14 protein-coding genes are annotated in these 21,500 nt (G+C 37.3%); 12 read left to right on the forward strand and 2 right to left on the reverse strand.

Features of this window, described 5'->3' with window-relative positions:
• Window positions 1-149 precede the first annotated feature (149 nt).
• On the forward strand, window positions 150-1,094 hold the full coding sequence (locus tag ACFO3O_RS17705; protein WP_379981282.1) for a calcium/sodium antiporter: 945 nt from the start codon (window positions 150-152) through the stop codon (window positions 1,092-1,094).
• 179 nt (window positions 1,095-1,273) lie between these two features.
• On the opposite strand, the gene ACFO3O_RS17710 is transcribed toward ACFO3O_RS17705, so the two are convergent.
• Window positions 1,274-2,284 (reverse strand): glutamine synthetase beta-grasp domain-containing protein, encoded by a 1,011-nt coding sequence (locus ACFO3O_RS17710; protein WP_379981284.1) that lies wholly within the window; start codon window positions 2,282-2,284, stop codon window positions 1,274-1,276.
• A gap of 209 nt (window positions 2,285-2,493) precedes the next feature.
• On the opposite strand from ACFO3O_RS17710, the gene ACFO3O_RS17715 reads away from it, so the two are divergent.
• The 11 genes from ACFO3O_RS17715 to ACFO3O_RS17765 all read left to right on the forward strand — a co-directional run bounded on the left by ACFO3O_RS17715 (window position 2,494) and on the right by ACFO3O_RS17765 (window position 17,857).
• Complete coding sequence (locus ACFO3O_RS17715; protein ID WP_379981286.1) at window positions 2,494-4,677, forward strand: glutamine synthetase III family protein; 2,184 nt, start codon at window positions 2,494-2,496, stop codon at window positions 4,675-4,677.
• Between the two features lie 465 nt (window positions 4,678-5,142).
• Window positions 5,143-6,588, forward strand: a complete 1,446-nt coding sequence (locus ACFO3O_RS17720) for a curlin (RefSeq protein ID WP_379981288.1) — start codon at window positions 5,143-5,145, stop codon at window positions 6,586-6,588.
• A 286-nt stretch (window positions 6,589-6,874) separates the two neighbouring features.
• Window positions 6,875-8,326 (forward strand): curlin, encoded by a 1,452-nt coding sequence (locus tag ACFO3O_RS17725; protein ID WP_379981290.1) that lies wholly within the window; start codon window positions 6,875-6,877, stop codon window positions 8,324-8,326.
• A 100-nt stretch (window positions 8,327-8,426) separates the two neighbouring features.
• A complete protein-coding gene (locus tag ACFO3O_RS17730) occupies window positions 8,427-9,866 on the forward strand; it encodes a hypothetical protein (protein ID WP_379981292.1) in 1,440 nt (479 codons plus the stop codon).
• Window positions 9,867-9,975: 109 nt separating this feature from the next.
• On the forward strand, window positions 9,976-11,418 hold the full coding sequence (locus ACFO3O_RS17735; protein ID WP_379981294.1) for a hypothetical protein: 1,443 nt from the start codon (window positions 9,976-9,978) through the stop codon (window positions 11,416-11,418).
• A 112-nt stretch (window positions 11,419-11,530) separates the two neighbouring features.
• Window positions 11,531-12,976, forward strand: a complete 1,446-nt coding sequence (locus ACFO3O_RS17740; protein WP_379981296.1) for a curlin — start codon at window positions 11,531-11,533, stop codon at window positions 12,974-12,976.
• 131 nt (window positions 12,977-13,107) lie between these two features.
• The gene (locus ACFO3O_RS17745) at window positions 13,108-13,653 is read left to right on the forward strand and encodes a hypothetical protein (RefSeq protein ID WP_379981298.1); all 546 of its coding nucleotides are present in this window, start codon (window positions 13,108-13,110) and stop codon (window positions 13,651-13,653) included.
• Between the two features lie 31 nt (window positions 13,654-13,684).
• Window positions 13,685-14,479, forward strand: coding sequence for a CsgE family curli-type amyloid fiber assembly protein (locus tag ACFO3O_RS17750; protein WP_379981300.1), 795 nt, complete (start codon window positions 13,685-13,687; stop codon window positions 14,477-14,479).
• Between the two features lie 4 nt (window positions 14,480-14,483).
• Window positions 14,484-14,891: a curli assembly protein CsgF gene (locus tag ACFO3O_RS17755; protein WP_379981302.1), complete on the forward strand. Its 408-nt coding sequence runs from the start codon at window positions 14,484-14,486 to the stop codon at window positions 14,889-14,891.
• Between the two features lie 22 nt (window positions 14,892-14,913).
• Complete coding sequence (locus ACFO3O_RS17760) at window positions 14,914-16,341, forward strand: CsgG/HfaB family protein (RefSeq protein WP_379981304.1); 1,428 nt, start codon at window positions 14,914-14,916, stop codon at window positions 16,339-16,341.
• Window positions 16,331-17,857, forward strand: a complete 1,527-nt coding sequence (locus tag ACFO3O_RS17765; protein ID WP_379981306.1) for a carboxypeptidase regulatory-like domain-containing protein — start codon at window positions 16,331-16,333, stop codon at window positions 17,855-17,857. Before ACFO3O_RS17760 ends, ACFO3O_RS17765 begins: the two co-directional genes overlap by 11 nt.
• Window positions 17,858-18,102: 245 nt before the next feature.
• On the opposite strand, the gene ACFO3O_RS17770 is transcribed toward ACFO3O_RS17765, so the two are convergent.
• Window positions 18,103-21,450 (reverse strand): ankyrin repeat domain-containing protein, encoded by a 3,348-nt coding sequence (locus ACFO3O_RS17770; protein ID WP_379981308.1) that lies wholly within the window; start codon window positions 21,448-21,450, stop codon window positions 18,103-18,105.
• Between the last annotated feature and the right edge of the window lie 50 nt (window positions 21,451-21,500).

Consider the following 21,500-nt stretch of genomic DNA (forward strand, 5'->3'; position numbering starts at 1 on the left):
TCGTATAACTAATGTACTGTTTTATATGTAATAGACAAAGCAAAAAATGGACCCTTATTAACAATGTCATCCACAAAGTGGAGAAAACATTTTTTTGATTTGTGACTCAAGATGACTATTTGTTATCTTCGTCAGAAATTCAAAAATACATGAGCATCTTTTATGTCCTTATTGGCTTATTATTATTGGTAATCGGAGGAGAATTTTTAGTGCGTTCTTCTGTAGGGTTATCTTTTAAGCTTAAGCTTTCCAAGATGGTCATTGGGCTGACAGTTGTTTCTTTTGCAACATCTGCACCAGAATTACTTGTGAGTTTACAAGCGGCTTACGATGGACTTTCTGATATTGCTCTTGGAAACGTAATAGGATCTAATATCGCAAACATAGGACTCGTATTAGGGATCACGGCGATTATATCATCGCTCACTGTAGATCGGGACTTTTATCGTTTTAATTGGCCAGTGATGTTGCTTTTTTCGATTGCACTATATTTCATGCTCAGTAATGATAAACAACTCTCACAAGTGGAAGGGATAGGATTGTTATCCTGTTTAATAATTTATCTTTTTGTACTGATACGAAGAGCCCGTAAGAAAAACAAAGTGGATCAAGATGTTGTGGATGATGGACTTGCAGAAAGCTCGTATTTTAAAATCTTTATTTGGTTGGCTATTGGAGGAACTGCTTTGTATTTTGGTTCAGAATGGTTGGTTAAAGGAGCTACACAGCTCGCAAAAGCAGTTGGCGTAAGTGATTATGTGATTTCTGTAACAGTGATCGCTATAGGAACTAGTGTGCCAGAGTTAGCAGCTTCTGTGATTGCAGCACTTAAGAAAGAGAAAGCCATTTCGTTAGGAAACCTTATAGGCTCTAATATTTTCAATATCGCATCTGTTCTAGGACTGACGGCTATTATTAAACCCATCGCAGTTATAGATGATGCCATTTTGTCTACTAATATTTTCTGGATGATTGGCTTTGCAGCCATCCTTTTGCCACTCGCATTTATCCCTAAACGCTTGGAGCTTTCCAGATATAAAGGGCTCATTCTGTTTGTTGCTTATATCGTCTTTGTAGGGTTGACTTTTTTATAAGATATTTTAAACATGATTGAAGGAGAATTAATAGCAGAAGAGGAGAGAAAAGATTGGTACGATACAAAGTAGTGTAATTAATATTAAAATTATTCTTTATACGCTTTCGCGAAAGCATACAAAAAAAGCCTTGCTAGAATCAACTAACAAGGCTTCTGAATTAAATATACACTAATTAATTAAATTTTTGCGCTTTTTACAGTTGTTACAATACGCCCTGCTACTTTGTATGGATCTGCGTTTGATGCAGGACGACGATCTTCTAGCCATCCTTTCCATCCTTGCTCTACGGTAATAATAGGAATACGTATAGATGCTCCACGGTCAGATACTCCGTAACTAAAGTCATGGATAGAAGCGGTCTCGTGAAGACCTGTTAAACGTTGATCATTATATGCTCCATATACTGCGATATGCTCTGCAGTTACAGGACGGAATGCTTCACATATTTTATTGTATGTCTCTTCAGAACCACATGTACGTAGTGTTGTGTTTGAAAAGTTAGCGTGCATACCAGAACCATTCCAATCTCCTTTTACAGGTTTTGGATGATACTCAATATACCAACCATATTGCTCAGTAAGACGATCTAATAAATAGCGTGCTACCCATATTTCATCTCCTGCTTTTTTTGCTCCTTTAGCAAATAGTTGGAATTCCCATTGTCCAGAAGCTACCTCTTGGTTGATTCCTTCAAAGTTAAGACCTGCAGCGATACATAAATCAGCATGCTCCTCTACAAAGTCACGTCCGTGTGTATTTCTACCGCCTACAGAACAGTAATACATTCCTTGTGGTCCAGGGTATCCTCCTATAGGAAAACCTAAAGGTAATTGCGTAGCAGTATCCATGATAAAATACTCTTGCTCAAATCCAAACCAGAAATCATTATCATTATCATCAATATTTGCTCTGTGGTTTGAAGGATGTGGTGTTCCATCAGCACTCAATACCTCAGTCATAACAAGGTATCCATTTTCGCGCTGCGGATCTGGATAAATAGCAACGGGCTTAAGAAGACAATCAGAAGCTCCGCCTGAAGCTTGTTTTGTCGAAGACCCATCAAAAGACCATACTGGGCAGTCTTCTAATTTTCCACTAAAGTCTTCTACAACTTTAGTCTTGCTTCTCATGTTTTGTGTGGGCTCGTACCCGTCTAACCAAATGTATTCTAGTTTTGACCTGCTCATAACGGCGTGTTTTTTTTAAATTACGGTGCAAATATATAATTATATATCTAACGTGTCTATTTTTTTTAGGGGGTAATTATTAAAAATTAGGTATATTTATTAACAACCCCTAAAAATTATAGGGTATGTAATAAAAAGGGGTTATTTTTTTTAAATACTCGTATATTTGCCTTTGTATTATATAATCCATACTATTTTAAACGTATCCTATGCCTATTCTTAGATTTCAAGCACTTCAAGATGTACAAAATCGTCCAATTCAGACTATAAAAGAGGAGGGGCTTCGGTCTTTGTCCTATAATATGAATGTTTTTGGAGAACAGGTAATGCGACAACATCTGCCTGTGTCTGCCTTTGAAAATGTGATTGAAGCAATACACAAGGGAAAAAAAATAGATCGTATTACAGCAGATGCTGTGGCTACAGGTATGAAAACATGGGCTTTAAATAAGGGAGCGACTCATTATACACATTGGTTTCAGCCACTTACGGGAGCCACTGCAGAGAAACATGATGCCTTTTTTGAAATCACAACAGACGGGCATGTGATCGAAAAGTTTGATGGTGCGCAATTGGTACAACAAGAGCCAGATGCATCTAGTTTTCCAAATGGAGGCATACGTAATACCTTTGAAGCAAGGGGGTATACTGCATGGGATCCTACATCTCCGGCATTTATATACGATACGACGCTTTGTATTCCAACCGTTTTTGTTGCCTATACAGGAGAGGCGCTAGATTATAAAACGCCTTTATTAAAGGCGTTGCAAGAGATTGATACAGCTGCGACAGATGTAGCTCGTTATTTTGATAAAAATGTAAGTAAAGTTCATGCTACATTAGGATGGGAGCAGGAGTTTTTTTTAATAGATAGTTCATTAGCTGCTGCTCGTCCAGATATTGCCTTAACGGGTAGAACGCTTTTAGGGCACGCTTCCGCGAAAGGACAACAGCTTGATGACCATTATTTTGGTTCTATTCCTACACGTGTGTTGACGTATCTAAAACATCTTGAACAGGAATGCCTTTTGCTCGGAATCCCGATTAAGACACGCCATAATGAAGTGGCGCCCAATCAATTTGAGATCGCTCCAATTTTTGAAGAAGTTAACCTAGCGGTAGATCATAATTCACTACTGATGGATGTTATGGAGAAAGTGGCGGAGCGTCATTATTTTAAGGTGTTATTTCATGAAAAACCATTTGCAGGTGTCAATGGTAGCGGAAAACATAATAATTGGTCATTAGCAACCGATACAGGAATCAATTTATTGAGTCCGGGGACTACTCCTATGAAAAACTTACAATTCCTTACGTTTTTTATAAATACAATTAAGGCGGTTCATTCGTATGAGGCCTTATTAAGGGCTTCAATTGCTAGTGCAGGAAATGATCATCGATTAGGTGCTAATGAAGCGCCTCCTGGAATTCTTTCTGTTTTTATAGGATCGCAACTCACCCAAGTGTTGGATGAACTTGAAAAAGTAACAGATGGGAAATTATCTCCTCAAGAAAAGACAGATTTAAAATTAAATGTAGTAGGAAAAATACCAGAAATCTTATTAGATAATACAGATAGAAATAGAACATCTCCTTTTGCATTTACAGGTAATAAATTTGAGTTCAGAGCGGTAGGAGCTACTGCAAATTGTGCACACCCTATGACGGTGCTTAATGCCATTGTTGCTAATCAGCTAAAATTATTTAAGCAAGAAGTAGATATACTTATTAATGAATCTTCTATGAAGAAAGATGATGCTATTTTTAATGTCTTAAGGGAGTATATTAAGGAGAGTAGATATATCCGATTTGAAGGTGATGGTTATGGGGAAGCCTGGGAGAAAGAGGCTAAAAAAAGAGGTTTAAGTCATCATAGGAATACGATAGATGCGCTAGCGGAGAAAATTTCGCCTCGAGCGATCGCTTTATTTGAGTCATCAGATATTATGAATGCCGTAGAGATACAGGCCCGTTATGAAATAGAAATCGAAGAGTATATAAAAAGAATACAAATCGAGAGTAGGGTGTTAGGTGATATTGCTCGCAATCATATCATCCCAACGGCATTGCGCTATCAAAATGTACTTATCGTCAATGTAAAAGGATTAAAAGATATTTATGGAGATGATTATAAGGTGTTAGCAAAAGAGCAAACCCTTATTATCAAAGAGATTTCAGGACATATAGATGCTTTAAATGCTTTTATTACAGAAATGACAGAGGCTCGCAAAAAAGCAAATCAAATGAAACTTGTTTTAAAATCTAAAGCGTATTGTAGTAAAGTGCTGCCGTATTTAGATAAAATAAGACGTCACTGTGATAAATTAGAGTTAATTGTAGAGGATGAGTTATGGCCTTTGCCAAAGTATAGAGAATTACTTTTTATAAATTAAAAATAGTTTTAAGTAGTTTAAAAATAAATATTTATGATTTAATTTGTTTTGTTTTCTCTTCATTAGATCTTAGAGCTATTTTGTTTTAAACATTTTATTTACGATAAACACGTAAATATACGTAGGATATTACTTACGCATGCTTTTGTGTGTATTACATTTCATTATTTTTTTTTTTGAATGTAAAGTATTGTCTTTACAGGGACTCATGCCAAATATTGAAAAATTGCAATATACACTTGATCGAAAAGTTGTGATTACTGTTTGTTTGGTGGTCTTATTTGTATAATTTAGTATTCGTATTTAGACATTCTCCCCCTATAAATACATTTTACATCCCATATTATAATTAGTAGCAAAGCATCTTTTTGTATGTAGTCAATTCTATATAAACTAAGTTGTATTATTTTAAAGTCAGTTGTTAACAATTTTTAATTTATAAAAATTTTAACTACTACTTTTATTATGAAAAAATTATTGGTAAGCGCTTTAGCGCTAACATTCAGTCTAGCAATGTATGCACAAGACACGGGGGCTCAGAAGGCAGTGCAAGTAGCTCAAATCCCTGGATCTGCTACAACGGCTAACACTGGAGAGTCTATTCAAAATGGATCAAGCAATGCTGTTCAAGTCCGTCAGGCAGGAACAGAGCAGTCCGTATTAACAAACCAAGATGGAGTTGGCAACATGGCTAGACTTATGCAAACGGGTAATGTTAATGGAAACCAGGCTTTAAGTGGTCAATTAAATTTAGCTGAAGTTGATCAGGATGGTTATAACAACCAGTCTACTACGGTTCAAGAAGGAGATTTCAACAATGCGTATACTAAGCAAAATAATGATGGAGGCGATCAGTCTTTAGCAAACAGAGCTCTTATTGTACAAGGAACTGGTCAACAAGCAGAAAACAATGATGCTGCGATTGAGCAAGATGGTGCAGATAACTCTGCTTTTACACAACAAACATATGACAACAGTGACGCGTGGACTATTCAAAGTGGAATAGGAAATGCTTCTGAGATTAAGCAAAACGCTGGCCCAGAAAACAGTGCAGGTCATTTTGCTATTGTTGATCAATTAGGTTTAAACAATGAGTCTCGTATCAATCAGTCTGGAGCAAACGGAGATCAAGATCGTAATACTGCTATTGCACGTCAAACTGGTATGGGTAATGATGTTGAGCAAATTCAGGTTTCTACTGGAAATGCTGGTGGAAATACGGCAGACGTTTTACAAGGGTTCTCAGGAGATATTACTGTATACTCAGCAGGACAAGACGATATTTTTGATGCTGTAAATGCTTTTGATCCTTCACTTGCGGGTGATGATGACGGAGCTGGTTTTGAAGCGACAAATGCTGTGGCTTTTCAAACACAAACAGGTGGTGAAAATGATGCTGTAATCGTACAATTTGGAGATGGTAACAATGCCGCACAATCTCAAACAGGAGATAGCAACGTTGCTCAGGCAATTCAAAACTTAACTCCAGATGCTGGATTTGGAAACGTATCTTCTCAGACACAGGTAGGTAATGATAATGCTGCAACTATCGTTCAAAATGATAGAATACATACTTCTATTCAATCACAAACTGGTGATGGAAACATCATAGTAGCAGCTCAAAGAGGAACTGGTAACGTTTCTGATATTGCTCAAGAAGGTGACGCTAGTTACGGAAGAACCTTACAGCATGGAGATTTCAATGTGTCTTTACTTACACAAAGAGATGGTCAAAGCTATAGTATATACCAAAACCAAAACCAATTTGGTGGTGCAGGAGGAAATCAAGCTGATATTCTTCAAGAAGGACCAATGGGAACAGGAGTACAGAGAGGATTAACTCCTTACACTGCAACGGGTGTAACGGCTCCAGTTCAAGTGGCTTCATTTACATTAGCGCCAATTAACTAATTAAGTTCATCATTATTAGGTAGTAAATTTACTATCAAATAACTAACAATATGAAATCATAAATCAAAATAATTTCCTCCAAGACAGTAAATTGTCCTGGGGGTGTTATTAAAAGTTATGGTTTTGAAAATAATGTATTTTAAAATATCTCCCCCGAAATACATTTTACTAAGTAAATAATACAAGTTGGTATATACATCTGATTCCTTATGTAGGTGTTAATGTGTGTGTCTTAATGTAGTATTTATTTTTCATTCACATATTTTTTAATTAAATCTTTATTATTATGAAAAAAGTAATTTTAAGCGTTGCAGCCTTATGTATGAGTGTTGTAGCAATGGGGCAAGATACAGGAGCTCAAAAAGCAGTGCAAGTAGCACAGATTCCTGGTTCTGCTGTTGGGGCAAATACTGGAGAATCCATTCAGAATGGATCAAGCAATGCGGTTCAAGTGCGTCAAGCCGGAACAGAGCAATCAGCATTAACTAACCAAGATGGTACAGCTAACTTAGCTAGGATCATGCAGACTGGTAATGTTAATGGAAATCAATCCTTGAGTGGTCAATTGAATTTAGCTGAAGTAGATCAGGATGGATACAACAACGAATCTACGACTGTTCAGCAAGGTGATTTTAACAATGCCTACACGAGTCAAAACAACACTGCAGGTAGTCAGTCTTTAGGAAACAGAGCTCAGATTATGCAAGGAACTGCAAATCAGGCAGAAAATAATGATGCTGCTATTGAGCAAGATGGTCAAAACAACTCAGCTTACACGATTCAAACCTATGACAATAGTGATGCTTGGACGGTTCAAAATGGTGTAGGAAACATTTCTGAAATTAATCAAAATGCAGGTCCAGAAGACAGTCAGGGACAGTTTGCGATAGTGACTCAGAATGGAGAAAACAACCAATCTCTCGTCACACAAGACAATGCAGCAGGTAGTGATGCTCGTAATATGGCATACACTGCACAAGCAGGTACTAATAACAGAGCAGAGCAAAATCAAAGTGCTGAAGGGTCTACGGGGAATATAGCAGTTATAAGCCAAGGTGTAAGTAACCAGATATTTCAAGCACCAGCATCAAGTCAAGCTTATCTTGATGTGGTCGCATTAGATCCTTCAATAACAGGAGGTACTAATAATATTTTAGGCTCTGATAATGGTGTTGCTTTCCAACAACAAAATGGAGATGGAAATCAAGGATTTATTGGGCAATATGCAAATACAAATGACTCTAATAACGGAGCACAAATACAAGATGGTGACAATAACACAGCAGCCATGCTTCAAAACGCTTTCGGAAGTCCTAACGGAAATGGTAACACAGCGAGACAGGAACAGTACGGAAATGGAAATACCACAGGTTTAATGCAAAACGGAAATAATCATTTTGCACTTCAATTACAATGGGGAGATGATAATTCAGCACTTTCTACACAAAGAGGGAGAAATAATAACCTAAATATTCTTCAAGAAGGAAATGGTAATTATGCTCAGTCTATTCAACATGGAAGAAATAATATAGCTTTAATTACTCAAAGAGATGGGCAGAGTTATACGGTTCGCCAAAATGAAGGTCAGTTTGGACCAGGTACAGGAGGAAATCAAGCAGACATTCTTCAAGAAGGGCCAATGGGAACAGGAGTTCAAAACTCTTTCATCCAGATAAGTGCCCAAACTGTAAATGCGCCTACTTCGGTTTCATCATTTACGTTAGCTCCTATTAACTAATAACAATAATCTCACCATCAGATATATCTGGTGGTGAGATTTATAAGGAATAAAATCCCCCGTAATTAACTAAGTATTTTAACTAAAATTCAACAAAATCATGAGAAAAGTAATCTTAAGTGTCGTTGCACTAGCTATTGCAAGTGTAGCCATGGCACAAGACACCGGGGCTCGTAAAGCAGTTCAAGTGGCACAGATTCCAGGATCTGCAGCAACAGCAAACACAGGGGAAAGTATTCAGAACGGTGTGTTAAATGCAGTGCAAGTGCGTCAAGCAGGAACACAGCAATCTGCATTAACAGTCCAAAATGGTGAGGAAAACCAAGCTAGAATTATGCAAACTGGTGATGTTAATGGCAATCAGGCACTTAGTGGTCAATTAAATCTTGCAGAGGTAGATCAATTAGGATTTGGTAATGAATCTACCACTTACCAAGAAGGAGATTTTAACAACGCGATGACTGAGCAGCGTAACGAAGCAGGTGGTGGTACCATAGGGAACCGTGCATTAATCCAACAGGGAGTTGCAGACCAAGCAGAAAATAATGATGCAAATATTACGCAAGATGGTCAAGATAACTCGGCGTATACCAAACAAACGTGGGATAATAGTGATGCGGCTACGTCTCAAACTGGAGAGAGTAATATTTCAGAAATTGATCAAAATGCAGGTCCAGAAGACAGTCAAGGGCAATTTGCTATCGTATCTCAAACAGGAAATAATAATGAATCTCGTGTAGATCAAGATAATGCAGCAGGAAGTGATGCTCGTAACCGCGCATTCACCACTCAGTTAGGCGAAAATAATAAAGCAGAACAAATTCAAGAGGCTGAAGGTTCTGTAGGTAACAGAGCTCAAATTAATCAAGGTGCTAGCGGTGGAGTAACTGTTTCTTCGGATGCATTTGCAAGATTTACTGAAGTTTCAGGTTTTGATACATCTGTAGTTAATTCTATTCCAACAGAGGATTCAGAATCTGGTGTTGCTTTTCAAAATCAATCAGGTGATGATAACGATGCGTTTATAGGACAGGCTAGTTCGGAGCCAGGATCTAACAACGCAGCTCAAATTCAAGATGGTAATGGAAACTCTGCATTTATTACACAAAGTTTCTTAGCTTCTGGGGGGACAGACAATGTTGGAAGACAGATGCAAACAGGAGATAACAATGCTGCAGGATTAAATCAAGATGGTTCTGGTCATGCATCTTTACAAGATCAGTGGGGATCAGATAATACAACAGTTGTTTCTCAAGCTGGTTTAGGAAACAATTCTAACGTGTTCCAAACTGGAGCAGGTAGTTACGGAAGAACCCTACAACACGGAGAGTTTAACGTATCATTACTTACACAACGTGATGGACAGAGTTATACCATTCGTCAAAATGAAGGTGTATTTGGAGTTGGTGGAAATCAAGCCGATATCCTTCAAGAAGGACCTATGGGAACAGGAACTCAAAATGGATTTATCCAAGTGACTCCTCAGAGTGTAACTGCGCCAGCTTCAGTAGCATCATTTACGTTAGCTCCTATTAACTAATCATTACAATAAAAACCTCATAGCTTGATTTTTTTAAGTGATGAGGTTTATCAAACATAAAAATCCCCCGTAATTAACTTAAGTATTTTAACTAAAATTCAACAAAATCATGAAAAAAGTAATTTTAAGTATTGTTGCTCTAGCTATCGCAAGTATAGCAATGGCACAAGACACAGGGGCTCGTAAAGCAGTTCAAGTTGCACAGATTCCAGGATCTGCCGCAACTGCAAACACTGGAGAAAGTATTCAGAACGGTGTAGCTAATGCGGTACAAGTACGTCAAGCGGGTACTCAGAATTCTGCATTGACACTTCAAAACGGAGAATTAAACCAAGCAAGAATCATGCAGACTGGTGATGTAAACGGAAATCAAGCACTTAGTGGTCAGTTAAACCTTGCAGAAGTAGAGCAGTCAGGATATGGTAACGAATCTACAACGTATCAAGAAGGAGACTTTAACAACGCGATGACTGAGCAAACAAATTCTGCTGGTTCAGGTTCTACAGGGAACCGTGCTTTAATCCAACAAGGAGTTGCTAACCAGGCTGAAAATAATGATGCAAACATTACCCAAGACGGTCAAGATAACTCTGCATTAACACAGCAAACATGGGATAATAGTGATGCAGCTACTTCTCAAACAGGAGAAAGTAACGTTTCAGAAATCGATCAAAATGCAGGTCCAGAAGATAGTCAAGGACAATTTGCTATTGTCAATCAAACAGGGAGCAATAACGCCTCTCGTGTAGAACAAGATAATCTTGGAGGAAGTGATGCTCGTAATGTGGCATTAACCACTCAATTAGGAGACAATAACCAAGCAGAACAGATCCAAGAGGCTGAAGGCTCTATGGGGAACAGAGCTCAAATTAACCAAGGAACTAATGGTACGGTTACAGTTTCTTCTGATGCACTTTCTAGATTTTTTGAAGTAGACGCATTTGATGCTTCTGTAGGTAACTTTTTAGTAGTAGAAAATTCAGAATCTGGTGTTGCTTTTCAAAGTCAGTCTGGTGATGATAACGATGCCATGATTGCACAAGCTAGTTCAGAGGCTGGATCTAATAATGCAGCTCAAATCCAAGATGGAAATGAAAACTCTGCATTTATTTCTCAAAGTTTCTTTGCTGCTGGTGGAACAGACAATGTTGGAAGACAAATGCAAACAGGAGATAACAACGCTGCTGGATTAAATCAAGATGGTTCTGGTCACGCGTCTTTACAAGATCAGTGGGGATCAGATAACACAGCGGTTGTTTCTCAAGCTGGTTTAGGAAACAATTCTAATGTATTCCAAACAGGTGCTCAAAGTTACGGTAGAACACTACAACACGGAGAGTTTAACGTATCATTACTTACGCAACGTGATGGACAGAGTTATACCATTCGTCAAAATGAAGGTCAATTTAGTGGCGTAGGCGGAAACCAAGCTGATATCCTTCAAGAAGGACCTATGGGAACAGGGACTCAAAATGGATTTATCCAAGTGACTCCTCAAGGTGTAACTGCACCAGCTACAGTGTCATCATTCACTTTAGCTCCTATAAACTAATTAAGTAGTTAATCTTTAAAACCTCATTACTTGATTTGTTTCTAGTGATGAGGTTTTTATAAATAACAATCCCTCGTTATCACTCAATTTTTTACTAAAACTCAATAAAATCATGAAAAAAATAATTTTAAGTGTTGTTGCATTGGTAATTGCAAGTGTAGCCATGGCACAAGATACTGGGGCTCGTAAAGCAGTTCAAGTGGCACAGATTCCAGGATCTGCAGCAACAGCAAACACTGGAGAAAGTATTCAGAACGGTGTGTTAAATGCAGTGCAAGTGCGTCAAGCAGGAACACAGCAATCTGCATTAACAGTCCAAAATGGAGAAGAAAACCAGGCAAGAATTATGCAAACTGGTGACGTGAACGGGAACCAAGCACTTAGTGGTCAATTAAACCTTGCAGAGGTAGATCAGTTAGGATTTGGTAACGAATCTACCACCTACCAAGAAGGTGATTTTAACAATGCAATGACGGAGCAGCGTAACGAAGCAGGTGGCGGTACCATAGGGAACCGTGCCTTAATCCAACAGGGAGTTGCAGACCAGGCAGAAAATAATGATGCAAACATAACGCAAGATGGTCAAGACAACTCGGCATATACAAAACAAACGTGGGATAATAGTGATGCAGCTACTTCTCAAACTGGAGAGAGTAACATTTCAGAAATTGATCAAAATGCAGGTCCAGAAGATAGTCAAGGACAATTTGCTGTCGTCAACCAAATAGGAAGTAATAACGAATCTCGCGTAGACCAAGATAATGCAACAGGTAGTGATGCCCGTAATTTCGCGTATACATCACAAATTGGTACTGCAAATAGAGCAGAACAAATTCAAAGTGCTGAAGGATCTACAGGAAATATAGGGGTTATTTCTCAAGGTGCAAGTAATCAATTATTTCAAGCACCTGCACCCGAACAAGTTTGGTTCAATACGTTTGCTTTTGATCCAAGTGTAACTAACGGCGGAAATAATATTGGTGATTCAGATAATGGAGTAGCTTTTCAACAACAAAACGGTGATGGAAACCAAGGTTTTATAGGCCAGTATGCTTCAACGGCTGATTCTAATAATGGAGCTCAACTACAGGATGGTGATAACAATGCAGCGTACTTGAGTCAAAATGCTTTTGGGAGTTCAAATGGAAGTGGCAATATAGGAAGACAAGAACAAACGGGAGATGGAAACGCTACTGGAGTATTACAAACAGGGAATGATCACCTTGCTCTTCAAGTACAAACAGGTAATGATAATAGCATTATTTCTACTCAAAGAGGAATGAATAATAATCTTAATGTATTTCAAGAAGGCACTGGTAGTTATGGACAGACCTTACAGCATGGAGAGTTTAACATAGCACTTCTTACACAACGTGATGGACAAAGCTATACCATTCGTCAAAACGAGGGTGCATTTGGAATAGGTGGAAACCAAGCCGATATCCTTCAAGAAGGACCTATGGGAACAGGAACTCAAAATGGATTTATCCAAGTAACTCCTCAAGGTGTAACTGCACCAACTTCAGTTGCGTCATTTACACTAGCTCCTATCAATTAATTTGAGAGTTTTAGAGAGTTATAGCAATGTGTGTTAAATACACACATTGCTTCTCTTAATTTTCTTGCAATTAATTAAAATTATACTGTTAATTAATTGTAAATAAGCATTTTTTATTTTAACTTAGAGTTATGAGAAATTTCAAGTATTTACTAATTGTTTGTTGTGTTACATTGCTGTGTAATACAACTCTTTATGCTCAAACGTATGAGGAGGACACAGAAGAACAAGAGGTTAACGGGAATGAAATTGTAGTTGATAGTCAGACAGTAAGTTCTGATATACTTTTAAATCTGGGATTTGATACTTCAGTGAACCCTAGAAATCAACAAATTACTGGGAATAGTGTTTTTTTAACACAAATAGGAGACTTAAATGTCGTTGCAATTAATTCAAATACAAACTCTAGTGAAATACAACTTACACAGAGAGGTAATTTTAATTTTGCAGGATTAGACTATCGTGCAAATACGGTCGTAACTTCCATTACACAAAACGGTGACTTTAATTTAGTACGAGATTTTGTAAACAATTCTGAAGCTAATGTCTCGTTAGATTTACAACAAAACGGAAATAATCTTACTTTTGAACGCTTCGGAACCAACTCATTAACACAATCAATGCGATTTGTGCAAACAGCAGCCTCCCCAACAATCATCATAAGAAGCTACCAATAAACGTTAGTTTTTTGTGCTATACATGTTTTATATGAGACTACTTAGTGTAATATCCGCTCATATATCAAAGAAGATAGCTCTTTGTCTTATTTTCTTCATCGCAACTATTTTCACAAGTTCAGCTCAGTTTTTTAATAAAGATATTCAAGCTAAAATTTTAATAGAACGTAATAGCGAATTCTACACTTTTCACGCTGGGGCGCGAAACAAAACCGCTACCGATTATAATCTAAAATATGATTATTCAGTTTTCAGAACTGATAAAGACGGAAACGTCACAAAATCAAACCAATCAGATTTATTTTTTTTAAAAGGTGATGAGACAAAAATACTCTCAACATTAACCGTAAACTATAACGTTGAGGACAAAATTATACTAGTTTTATTGGTCTATGATAGTGACGATAAACCTATAGGAAAAGATCGTCTCGTTTTAGAACAAGGAGGTAAAACGATCATAGATTTAAATAGAAACACTCCAAAAACAACATCAAGAGATCAAGCGGTAGCCCAAGATGGGTATAAAATAGATGGTTTAGTACTGCAAAAAACATTGACAAAATCTGGGCGAGATTTTTTTAGAATGTTTTACAGTGAATATTATAATAACCAAATACAATCTCCCGTAAATATATTAATCAAAGAAGTTCCAGGAAGAAGGAGAAACACATTAATTAGTGTAGAAGTTGACGGAAACCTCGTCTGGCAATTCTTTGCACAACCTAGAAAAGAATTTCTTACCAATATGGTTAGAATTTCTCTACAAAGAGTGTTATCTTTCCTGAATAGATTAGAAAAGCAAAATGAACAGTTTATAAGATATTAATCATATGAAAACGACCATTATCACCTTATTAATTTCTTTTGTTGTTACTTCTATGAGTGCACAACAATTTGTATATAGACCTATAAATCCTTTTTTTGGAGGCGATACGTTTAACTATCAACAATTACTAAGTTCTGCTCAAGCTCAAAATGGATTTACAGCACCACAAAATGCAGCAGATCAACAAACGGATTTAGAGCGATTTGGAGATAATTTAAATAATCAAATCCTAAGTCAAATCTCACGAACACTAACACAACAACAATTAGATTCCATTGGAGATCTAACAGAGCCAGGTACGTTTACATTTGGTACTTTGGCTGTTGAAGTCTTCGAAAGCTCAGAAGGGCTTGTGATTAATATTTTAGACACAACAAACGGAGAGGAAACACAAGTAATCGTTCCCAATTAGTAAGAGCAATTAGTATTATAATATGCATCATTTTAAAAAGTTTATACTAGTACTTATACTAGTTGTGTTTAATTCCTGCGGGGCTTATTTTAATCAACCTTTATTTCAAGAGCCATCAAGAGTAGGTGAGTTTTCTAGATCTACAGATCAATTATTAGACCTTCCTGATGCTGCCCAAAAATTAGAGGTTGCAGTGTATAATTTTAGTGATCAAACAGGTCAATTTAAACCTGTTGAAAATGGAAGTACGTTCAGTACTGCTGTCACACAAGGAGGAACTACCATCTTAATCAAAGCATTAGAGGATTCGGGTTGGTTTAGACCCATCGAACGCGAAAACCTTAGTAATCTTACCACAGAGCGTAATATTATAAGAAACACAAAACAAGAATATATTAAGAACTTAGACCCTAATACCCCTCCATTACCAGCACTTTTATATGCGGGTCTCATATTAGAGGGAGGAATTATTTCTTATGATACTAATATTGTTACAGGTGGAATGGGAGCTAGGTACTTTGGACTGGGAGCTTCTTCTCAATATCGTCAGGATAGAATAACAGTATATTTAAGGGCGGTTTCTACAACCAGTGGTGAGATTCTTAAAACAATTTATGTGTCTAAAACAATTTTATCTCAATCATTAAGCGGTAACTTTTTTAGGTTTGTGAAGTTTCAACGTTTGTTAGAAGCAGAAACAGGTATCACACAAAGTGAACCTGTTCAAATAGCCGTAAAGGATGCTATTGAAAAAGCAGTACACGATTTAATCGTGGAAGGTGTAAAAGATCAATTATGGAGTTCTAAAGGAGGGAAGGAAGTAAATGATGAATTGGTGGCTAATTATGTGAAAGAGAAAGAATTTGAGGAGTCAAAAGCTTTGTATAATCGATTATTTGTTAATAGAGAATATAAAAACACTATAAGCGTATCAGGAGGTGCAAATCTCATAGATGGTGATTTTGCTACAAGGCGTCTTGGTTTTTATGGAGCCGCTTCTTATCAACGAAATTTGAATAGCTTTTTTGATTTTGGTGTTGATGTAGCAGCTTTTGAGTTAAATAATGGCGAACAGTACTCCAATATATTTGGAAGTATAGGACTTAACGGTATTTTTAATTTATTACCTAAAGATGATCTAGCTCCTTTTATTTATGCAGGACCTGGACTTGTCGTAGATGTTAGAGAGATTACTGATAGACAAACTCGATTTGGTCAGGCATTTTTTAAATTTCAATACGGTGCAGGTATTCAATATAAATTAAATCCAAGAGTTGGAGTCAAGATTTTTGGAGAACACAATGTTGTTTTAAGTGATGAATTAGATTTCAGAGTTAATGGAAAAAGAGATGACTTTTACTTCAACTTTGGAATAGGCGTTAATTATAATTTCAACTGGAAAAACAAATCCAAAAAAGAAAATAACGAAGATATCGAAGATGAGAATTAATAATTTGAGTTACGCGTTTATTTTATTTGTATTTATGTTCACTGTCAGCTGTAGTGAAGATATCATACAAGATGAATTAACAGGAGGTTTAACAGGGACGGTACTTTCTAGTGAAGATAATATGCCATTAAGCAATGTTAAAATCACAACTAACCCGTCATCAAGTACTGCTTTTACAGATGATAATGGCTTTTTCTCATTATTAAATATAGCAGTAGATGATTATTCTGTAATGGCAGAGTTAGAAGGGTACGATACTGCTTTTGAAGGTGCCGCAGTTATTCCTGATGAGATTGCCACCGTCGCTTTCGAATTAGACCTTTCCAATACAGATAATGACCCTCCTACGGCTCCTAGTTTATTATTGCCATTAGACGGTGCAGACGACTTGGAAAGTGAAGTGATGTTTGTATGGAGCGCTTCCGAATCTGACGCAGAGGAGCTTACGTATGATTTAGAATTACGAAATGCTTTCACCAATGAAATAGAAAACTATACCATTGAGCAGGATACAACGTTTACAGTGAACGATCTTGATTTAGGAGCCACTTATTTTTGGCAGGTAACTGTTTCAGATGATGATAATTCACCCGTTTCTTCAACGATTAGTGAATTTTCAACATTGGCGTTTCCATCAAATCCATTCTTATTTGTGAAAAAGGAAGGAGATAACAGTGTTATATTCTCAGGAGATGGAGCAGAAGATGATGGAAATTCTCAAGTAGATGTAAATTTATTTCAACTCACAGATGACGCGACTAATAGTTTTAGACCTAGAAAGAACAATTTAGCACAGCGTATTGCCTTTCTGAGGACTGTGGGCGGAAGCACCCATATTTTCACGATGGATCTCACAGGTGAAAATGTTCAGCAAGTAACGTCATCGATTCCTGTTTCTGGATTTAGACAAGAGGAACTCGATTTCACATGGTCACCTAACGGAGGTCGTATTATATACCCTTCCTTTGATAAATTATATAGTATCAACCCAGATGGGTCAGATATTACTATGATTTATCAAACGACTGACGGTTCTTTTATATCTGAAATAGATATTCAGGAATTTGATGCCGATTTACTACTCTTAAAAACAAATAACATAAACGGATACAACGTTAGGATATTTACCGCACGTATATCTACAGGATTAGAAGAAATAGTTGTTCTAGAAGGTCTAGCAGGTGCTGCTGGTGGCGTGCAAATAAGCGCTAATGGCGATCGTATTTTATATTCAAGAGATACATCTAATTCCGAAAATAATCAATACAGACTTTTTTCTAGTAGATTGTTTATTTATGATATTACAACAGCCACCAGTGTCGAACTTGATACTGATGTTATTACTGGGAAAAATGATTTAGACCCTAGATTTTCACCCTCTGAGGGAAATATTATCTTTACAAGAGTCGATAATAACGCAGGTGCTATTCCATCCATATTCTTATTCGAATTAGGCGGTAACAACCCTGAAGATGATGAGTTATTTACGAATGCTAATATGCCTGATTGGGAGTGATTTTTTACGATTATTAGAGCAAACAAAAGCCCCAAGTTTTTAATAAAGCTTGGGGCTTTTGTTTGCGGAGTCTTCTATGGTTCATACTTCAATAAGTTATTACTCAATAAAAAAGTGATCATTAATCTTTATTGTCTGTATGTTTTTTCGCTTTAAGCGAAAAAACATAAGAAATAACAACCTTTTATTTTTATGTGTTTAGTGTGAGTAATGAGATCTTACTATTTTGTAATCTAGATAGAAGTTTACCTTTTCAATCCTTTTTTGATTAGAGATTTTACTTCTTTGTCCGAAGCATAATCAAGCGGTGTTTTCCCTTTGAGTGTTTTGAGTTTTACATTTGCGTTATTACTTAGTAATAATTTTGTTATTTCAATAAAGGGCTCCCCTCGTTGAGCGGCTAAGTGCATTGCAGTCTCCCCATACCCATTGGTCATATTAATGTCTGCCCCTTTTTCTAGTAAGAAACGAAAGATAGCTACATCTTTGGTCGACATTTCTTTTGTACATAGTAGTAATGTCGTTTCATTGGTGTCATAGACATGATTGACATCGACGCCGTTGTTGATGAGGGCTTTGATCCCATAGGTATAGTTGACAGAGATAGCTTCACGTAATAGTTCAGGAGAAGATTGTGCTCCTGCGTTCAATAAATAACTGAGTATTTCGCTTTGCTTATAGTAAATCGCGTCTAGCACCCCTTCTTGGATATCATAGTCTTTTTTCTCTGAAAGGTATTTCACAACCCTTAGATTTCCTTTTCTACAAGCAATAGATAACGCCTTTTCACTAATAGAAGCACTTTTTTCCATAAGCATTAAGATGATCTCTTCATTGGTGGTTTCCATGGCATCTTTAAGCGCTTCATCGGCGGTGGCTCCTTTGCCCAAAAGATAAGATGTGATATCCACATTAGCAGATGCTGCGGCAGCTTGAATCGCATCATTAGCATTGGCATTACCTTCTTCGATGAGTACTTTTGATAATGCTAGATTTTCAACTTTTACAGCACTTGTAATTAATTCAGGACTCATGGTTTCTGCCCCTTCAGATATCAAGTATTGAACGATAGGGATATTCTCTTTGCGAACGGCCGTTTCTATTCCTTCCGTAGGGTTTCCGCTGTTATTCACTAAAAGTGTTACCATCTCTAGATTCTCATTCTCTACGGCAATAGGTATGACTTCACTCGTATTTAAGAGCTCTTTATTTTCTGCCAACACCAATTGTGCAAACGCGATCTCATTTCCCTTAACCGACTCGGCTAGTGCTTCTTCGTAGGAGCCTCCGTAGAGATGTAAGGTATCTTCAAAAAGTTGCATATCATCTTTTTGTATGGCATAGGCAAATACAGGTTCTGGGATCGCTTTATTTTTTAAAGCGATTTCGATAGCGGGTTTATTTTCTTTTTTTATAGCATACGTCAAGGCTTCAGAAGCCTCTCCACCATTTTTTAATCCCATATCTAGGATATTTGTGTTTTTATTGTCAATTGCCATTTCTACCGCCACATTGGTATTGATTTTTGCTTCTTTGTCAATAAAATATTCAAAAAGGCTATCGTCATTGGCAGCGGCGGCAACCTCTAGCGATTCGTTAGAAGCTTCTGTAACTGGTATTACGGTATTTTTAAGATCAATATTCTCCGTTTTAATTGCTTGGTCTAACATAGATGCATTGGCTGTGGCGCCCATCGCAATAAACTTTTGCGCAAGCTCAGGATCTTCATTCTCAATAGCGAGTAATAACTCATCTTCTCCCGCATCAAACACCTCATATTCTTCGCTCATCAGTGCTTTTACAGTAGGGTAGTAGCGCAATTGCAAGGCAAATGAAAGGTCGTTATTACGTGGTTGTGCTCCTTCTCTAAAAAGTGCATAAATCACAGGTGCACTTTTATACGCCACGGCTTTATAAATCATATTATTTTTAGGAATCGCTCCTCGTTCTAAAAGGATTAGTGCGTATTCAGGATTGAAATGCTCACGCTCAAACAAAAGATCTAAGTCTTCTGTTCTTGGGGTTACTCCTTTATCTAAAATATAATTAAGAATCCCTACAGGCTGTTTGTTTGTGATCACAGCTTCTATAAGTCCTTGCGCACTTAGATTGGCATTTCTCAAGAATAATTCCTCTAGGCGTTCTACATTTCCTGTAGCTACAGCAGCAACTAACTCAGAATCGATCACATAGTTATATTGCGTATTGGTATTTTTAAGAAGATTGGTTTCTCGCACCAGCTCCATCGTATATACCACTTCGTAGATATGATCATCAACCGAGGTTAGGGTAATGGTTTTCTGAACATTGTTTAAGAGCGCATCTTTATAGTAGGTCTTTGCTTCTTCAGAACCCGCTACGCGCAATCTTTTTCGATCAGCACTTTTAAACAGTTTTTTGGTATCATCCCACACACTCATGTATCCAAACTCAATATCTTCTGGTTTGATAGTGACAATTACATTTTTATCTAGAGTGACTACCTCGTCGGTGATCAGCGTTTCTAGGCGAAGACCACCTCTATCTATAAGTGGTTTGGTATGTAGCATGGCTTCATCTTTAGAAAAACCTCCAAAAAAGATATCCCCAGTATAATCATTCCCGTCTGTCTTTACAGGCCCCATGCTCTTTTTTACAAAGCTGACAATCTCCTGTTTGAAACGGAGGGAGTATTTTTTAAAGAAGGTGCTTTTCTCTTTTCTACTCACATTAGTACGCGCTGTTTGAATGGCTAGCATGGTTACACTATCCAACAAAGCTATTTTTTCTGACTTATCCTTAATATCTGGCAATGGGACAGTACGTAAAATGTCTACAATAGGTGTCATGCGAATTTCAATAGGAGATTGGGTACGTTTAGAAACGGTTTTTTCCCAAGTATTCAACCATAATTGATCCGTATCGCCACCCACGGTATAGGGTCTTCCTTTTTTTGCATTGATAAAAGGATCGGTATCTGCTGCATTGAGTTGCTGTTGTGTAATGTCTTGAATCACTTTTTCTTTAAAAGTTTTCTCATCATAGGGCGAGTAGATGTAGTCATTTTTTGCAATAGAATTCTGAAGTAAAAACACGCCGCCATACGCCACTGCTTGGGCAATATGTGTACCATATCGGGCAATAAAACCATTGGGTGTAATGTCTCTTCCTAGTCGGTTAAAGTCTTCTACAAGCGCACTATCCAGCATACTTTCTTTTAATCGAAGGATGGCTGTCTCTGTGCCTACTTTCTTTTTGGTGTACACCATGAGAACCTCAGGATTCTCGGTCGTATCGTATAGTTTATAATGTGCGTTGCTATTATATGCGACAAACGGATAGTCAACCGTATCGGTTTCTAAAACCTTTTGTTCGTATTCATATGAATTGGTTACAAAAAGGTATGTTTCAGGAAAACTTTGCACATTGGTAGTCCGCTCGGGATTTCCTTGTAAAAGCATTTTCCCTTTGGAAGAATTACTCCAGTCCAGCGGATCGATATAGCGGATGTCAAAACCATGACCAAGAACGTCTTGCGTTTGGCTGTATGCATTCCCTGTAATCATGAGTAAAAGTAGCATGATCACTACTTTAGGTGCGTTGTTAGATTTCAATGCGATAGCTATTTTTTATGTATACGGGGGAAATTATACGGTATTCTAAA

The organism is Dokdonia ponticola (assembly GCF_042653865.1).
Classification (GTDB): domain Bacteria; phylum Bacteroidota; class Bacteroidia; order Flavobacteriales; family Flavobacteriaceae; genus Dokdonia; species Dokdonia ponticola.

Coding starts and splice junctions, on each gene's coding strand:
- ACFO3O_RS17705 (WP_379981282.1), top strand. CDS start 150: ATGAGCATCTTTTATGTCCTTATTGGCTTATTATTATTGGTAATCGGA.
- ACFO3O_RS17710 (WP_379981284.1), bottom strand. CDS start 2,284: ATGAGCAGGTCAAAACTAGAATACATTTGGTTAGACGGGTACGAGCCC.
- ACFO3O_RS17715 (WP_379981286.1), top strand. CDS start 2,494: ATGCCTATTCTTAGATTTCAAGCACTTCAAGATGTACAAAATCGTCCA.
- ACFO3O_RS17720 (WP_379981288.1), top strand. CDS start 5,143: ATGAAAAAATTATTGGTAAGCGCTTTAGCGCTAACATTCAGTCTAGCA.
- ACFO3O_RS17725 (WP_379981290.1), top strand. CDS start 6,875: ATGAAAAAAGTAATTTTAAGCGTTGCAGCCTTATGTATGAGTGTTGTA.
- ACFO3O_RS17730 (WP_379981292.1), top strand. CDS start 8,427: ATGAGAAAAGTAATCTTAAGTGTCGTTGCACTAGCTATTGCAAGTGTA.
- ACFO3O_RS17735 (WP_379981294.1), top strand. CDS start 9,976: ATGAAAAAAGTAATTTTAAGTATTGTTGCTCTAGCTATCGCAAGTATA.
- ACFO3O_RS17740 (WP_379981296.1), top strand. CDS start 11,531: ATGAAAAAAATAATTTTAAGTGTTGTTGCATTGGTAATTGCAAGTGTA.
- ACFO3O_RS17745 (WP_379981298.1), top strand. CDS start 13,108: ATGAGAAATTTCAAGTATTTACTAATTGTTTGTTGTGTTACATTGCTG.
- ACFO3O_RS17750 (WP_379981300.1), top strand. CDS start 13,685: ATGAGACTACTTAGTGTAATATCCGCTCATATATCAAAGAAGATAGCT.
- ACFO3O_RS17755 (WP_379981302.1), top strand. CDS start 14,484: ATGAAAACGACCATTATCACCTTATTAATTTCTTTTGTTGTTACTTCT.
- ACFO3O_RS17760 (WP_379981304.1), top strand. CDS start 14,914: ATGCATCATTTTAAAAAGTTTATACTAGTACTTATACTAGTTGTGTTT.
- ACFO3O_RS17765 (WP_379981306.1), top strand. CDS start 16,331: ATGAGAATTAATAATTTGAGTTACGCGTTTATTTTATTTGTATTTATG.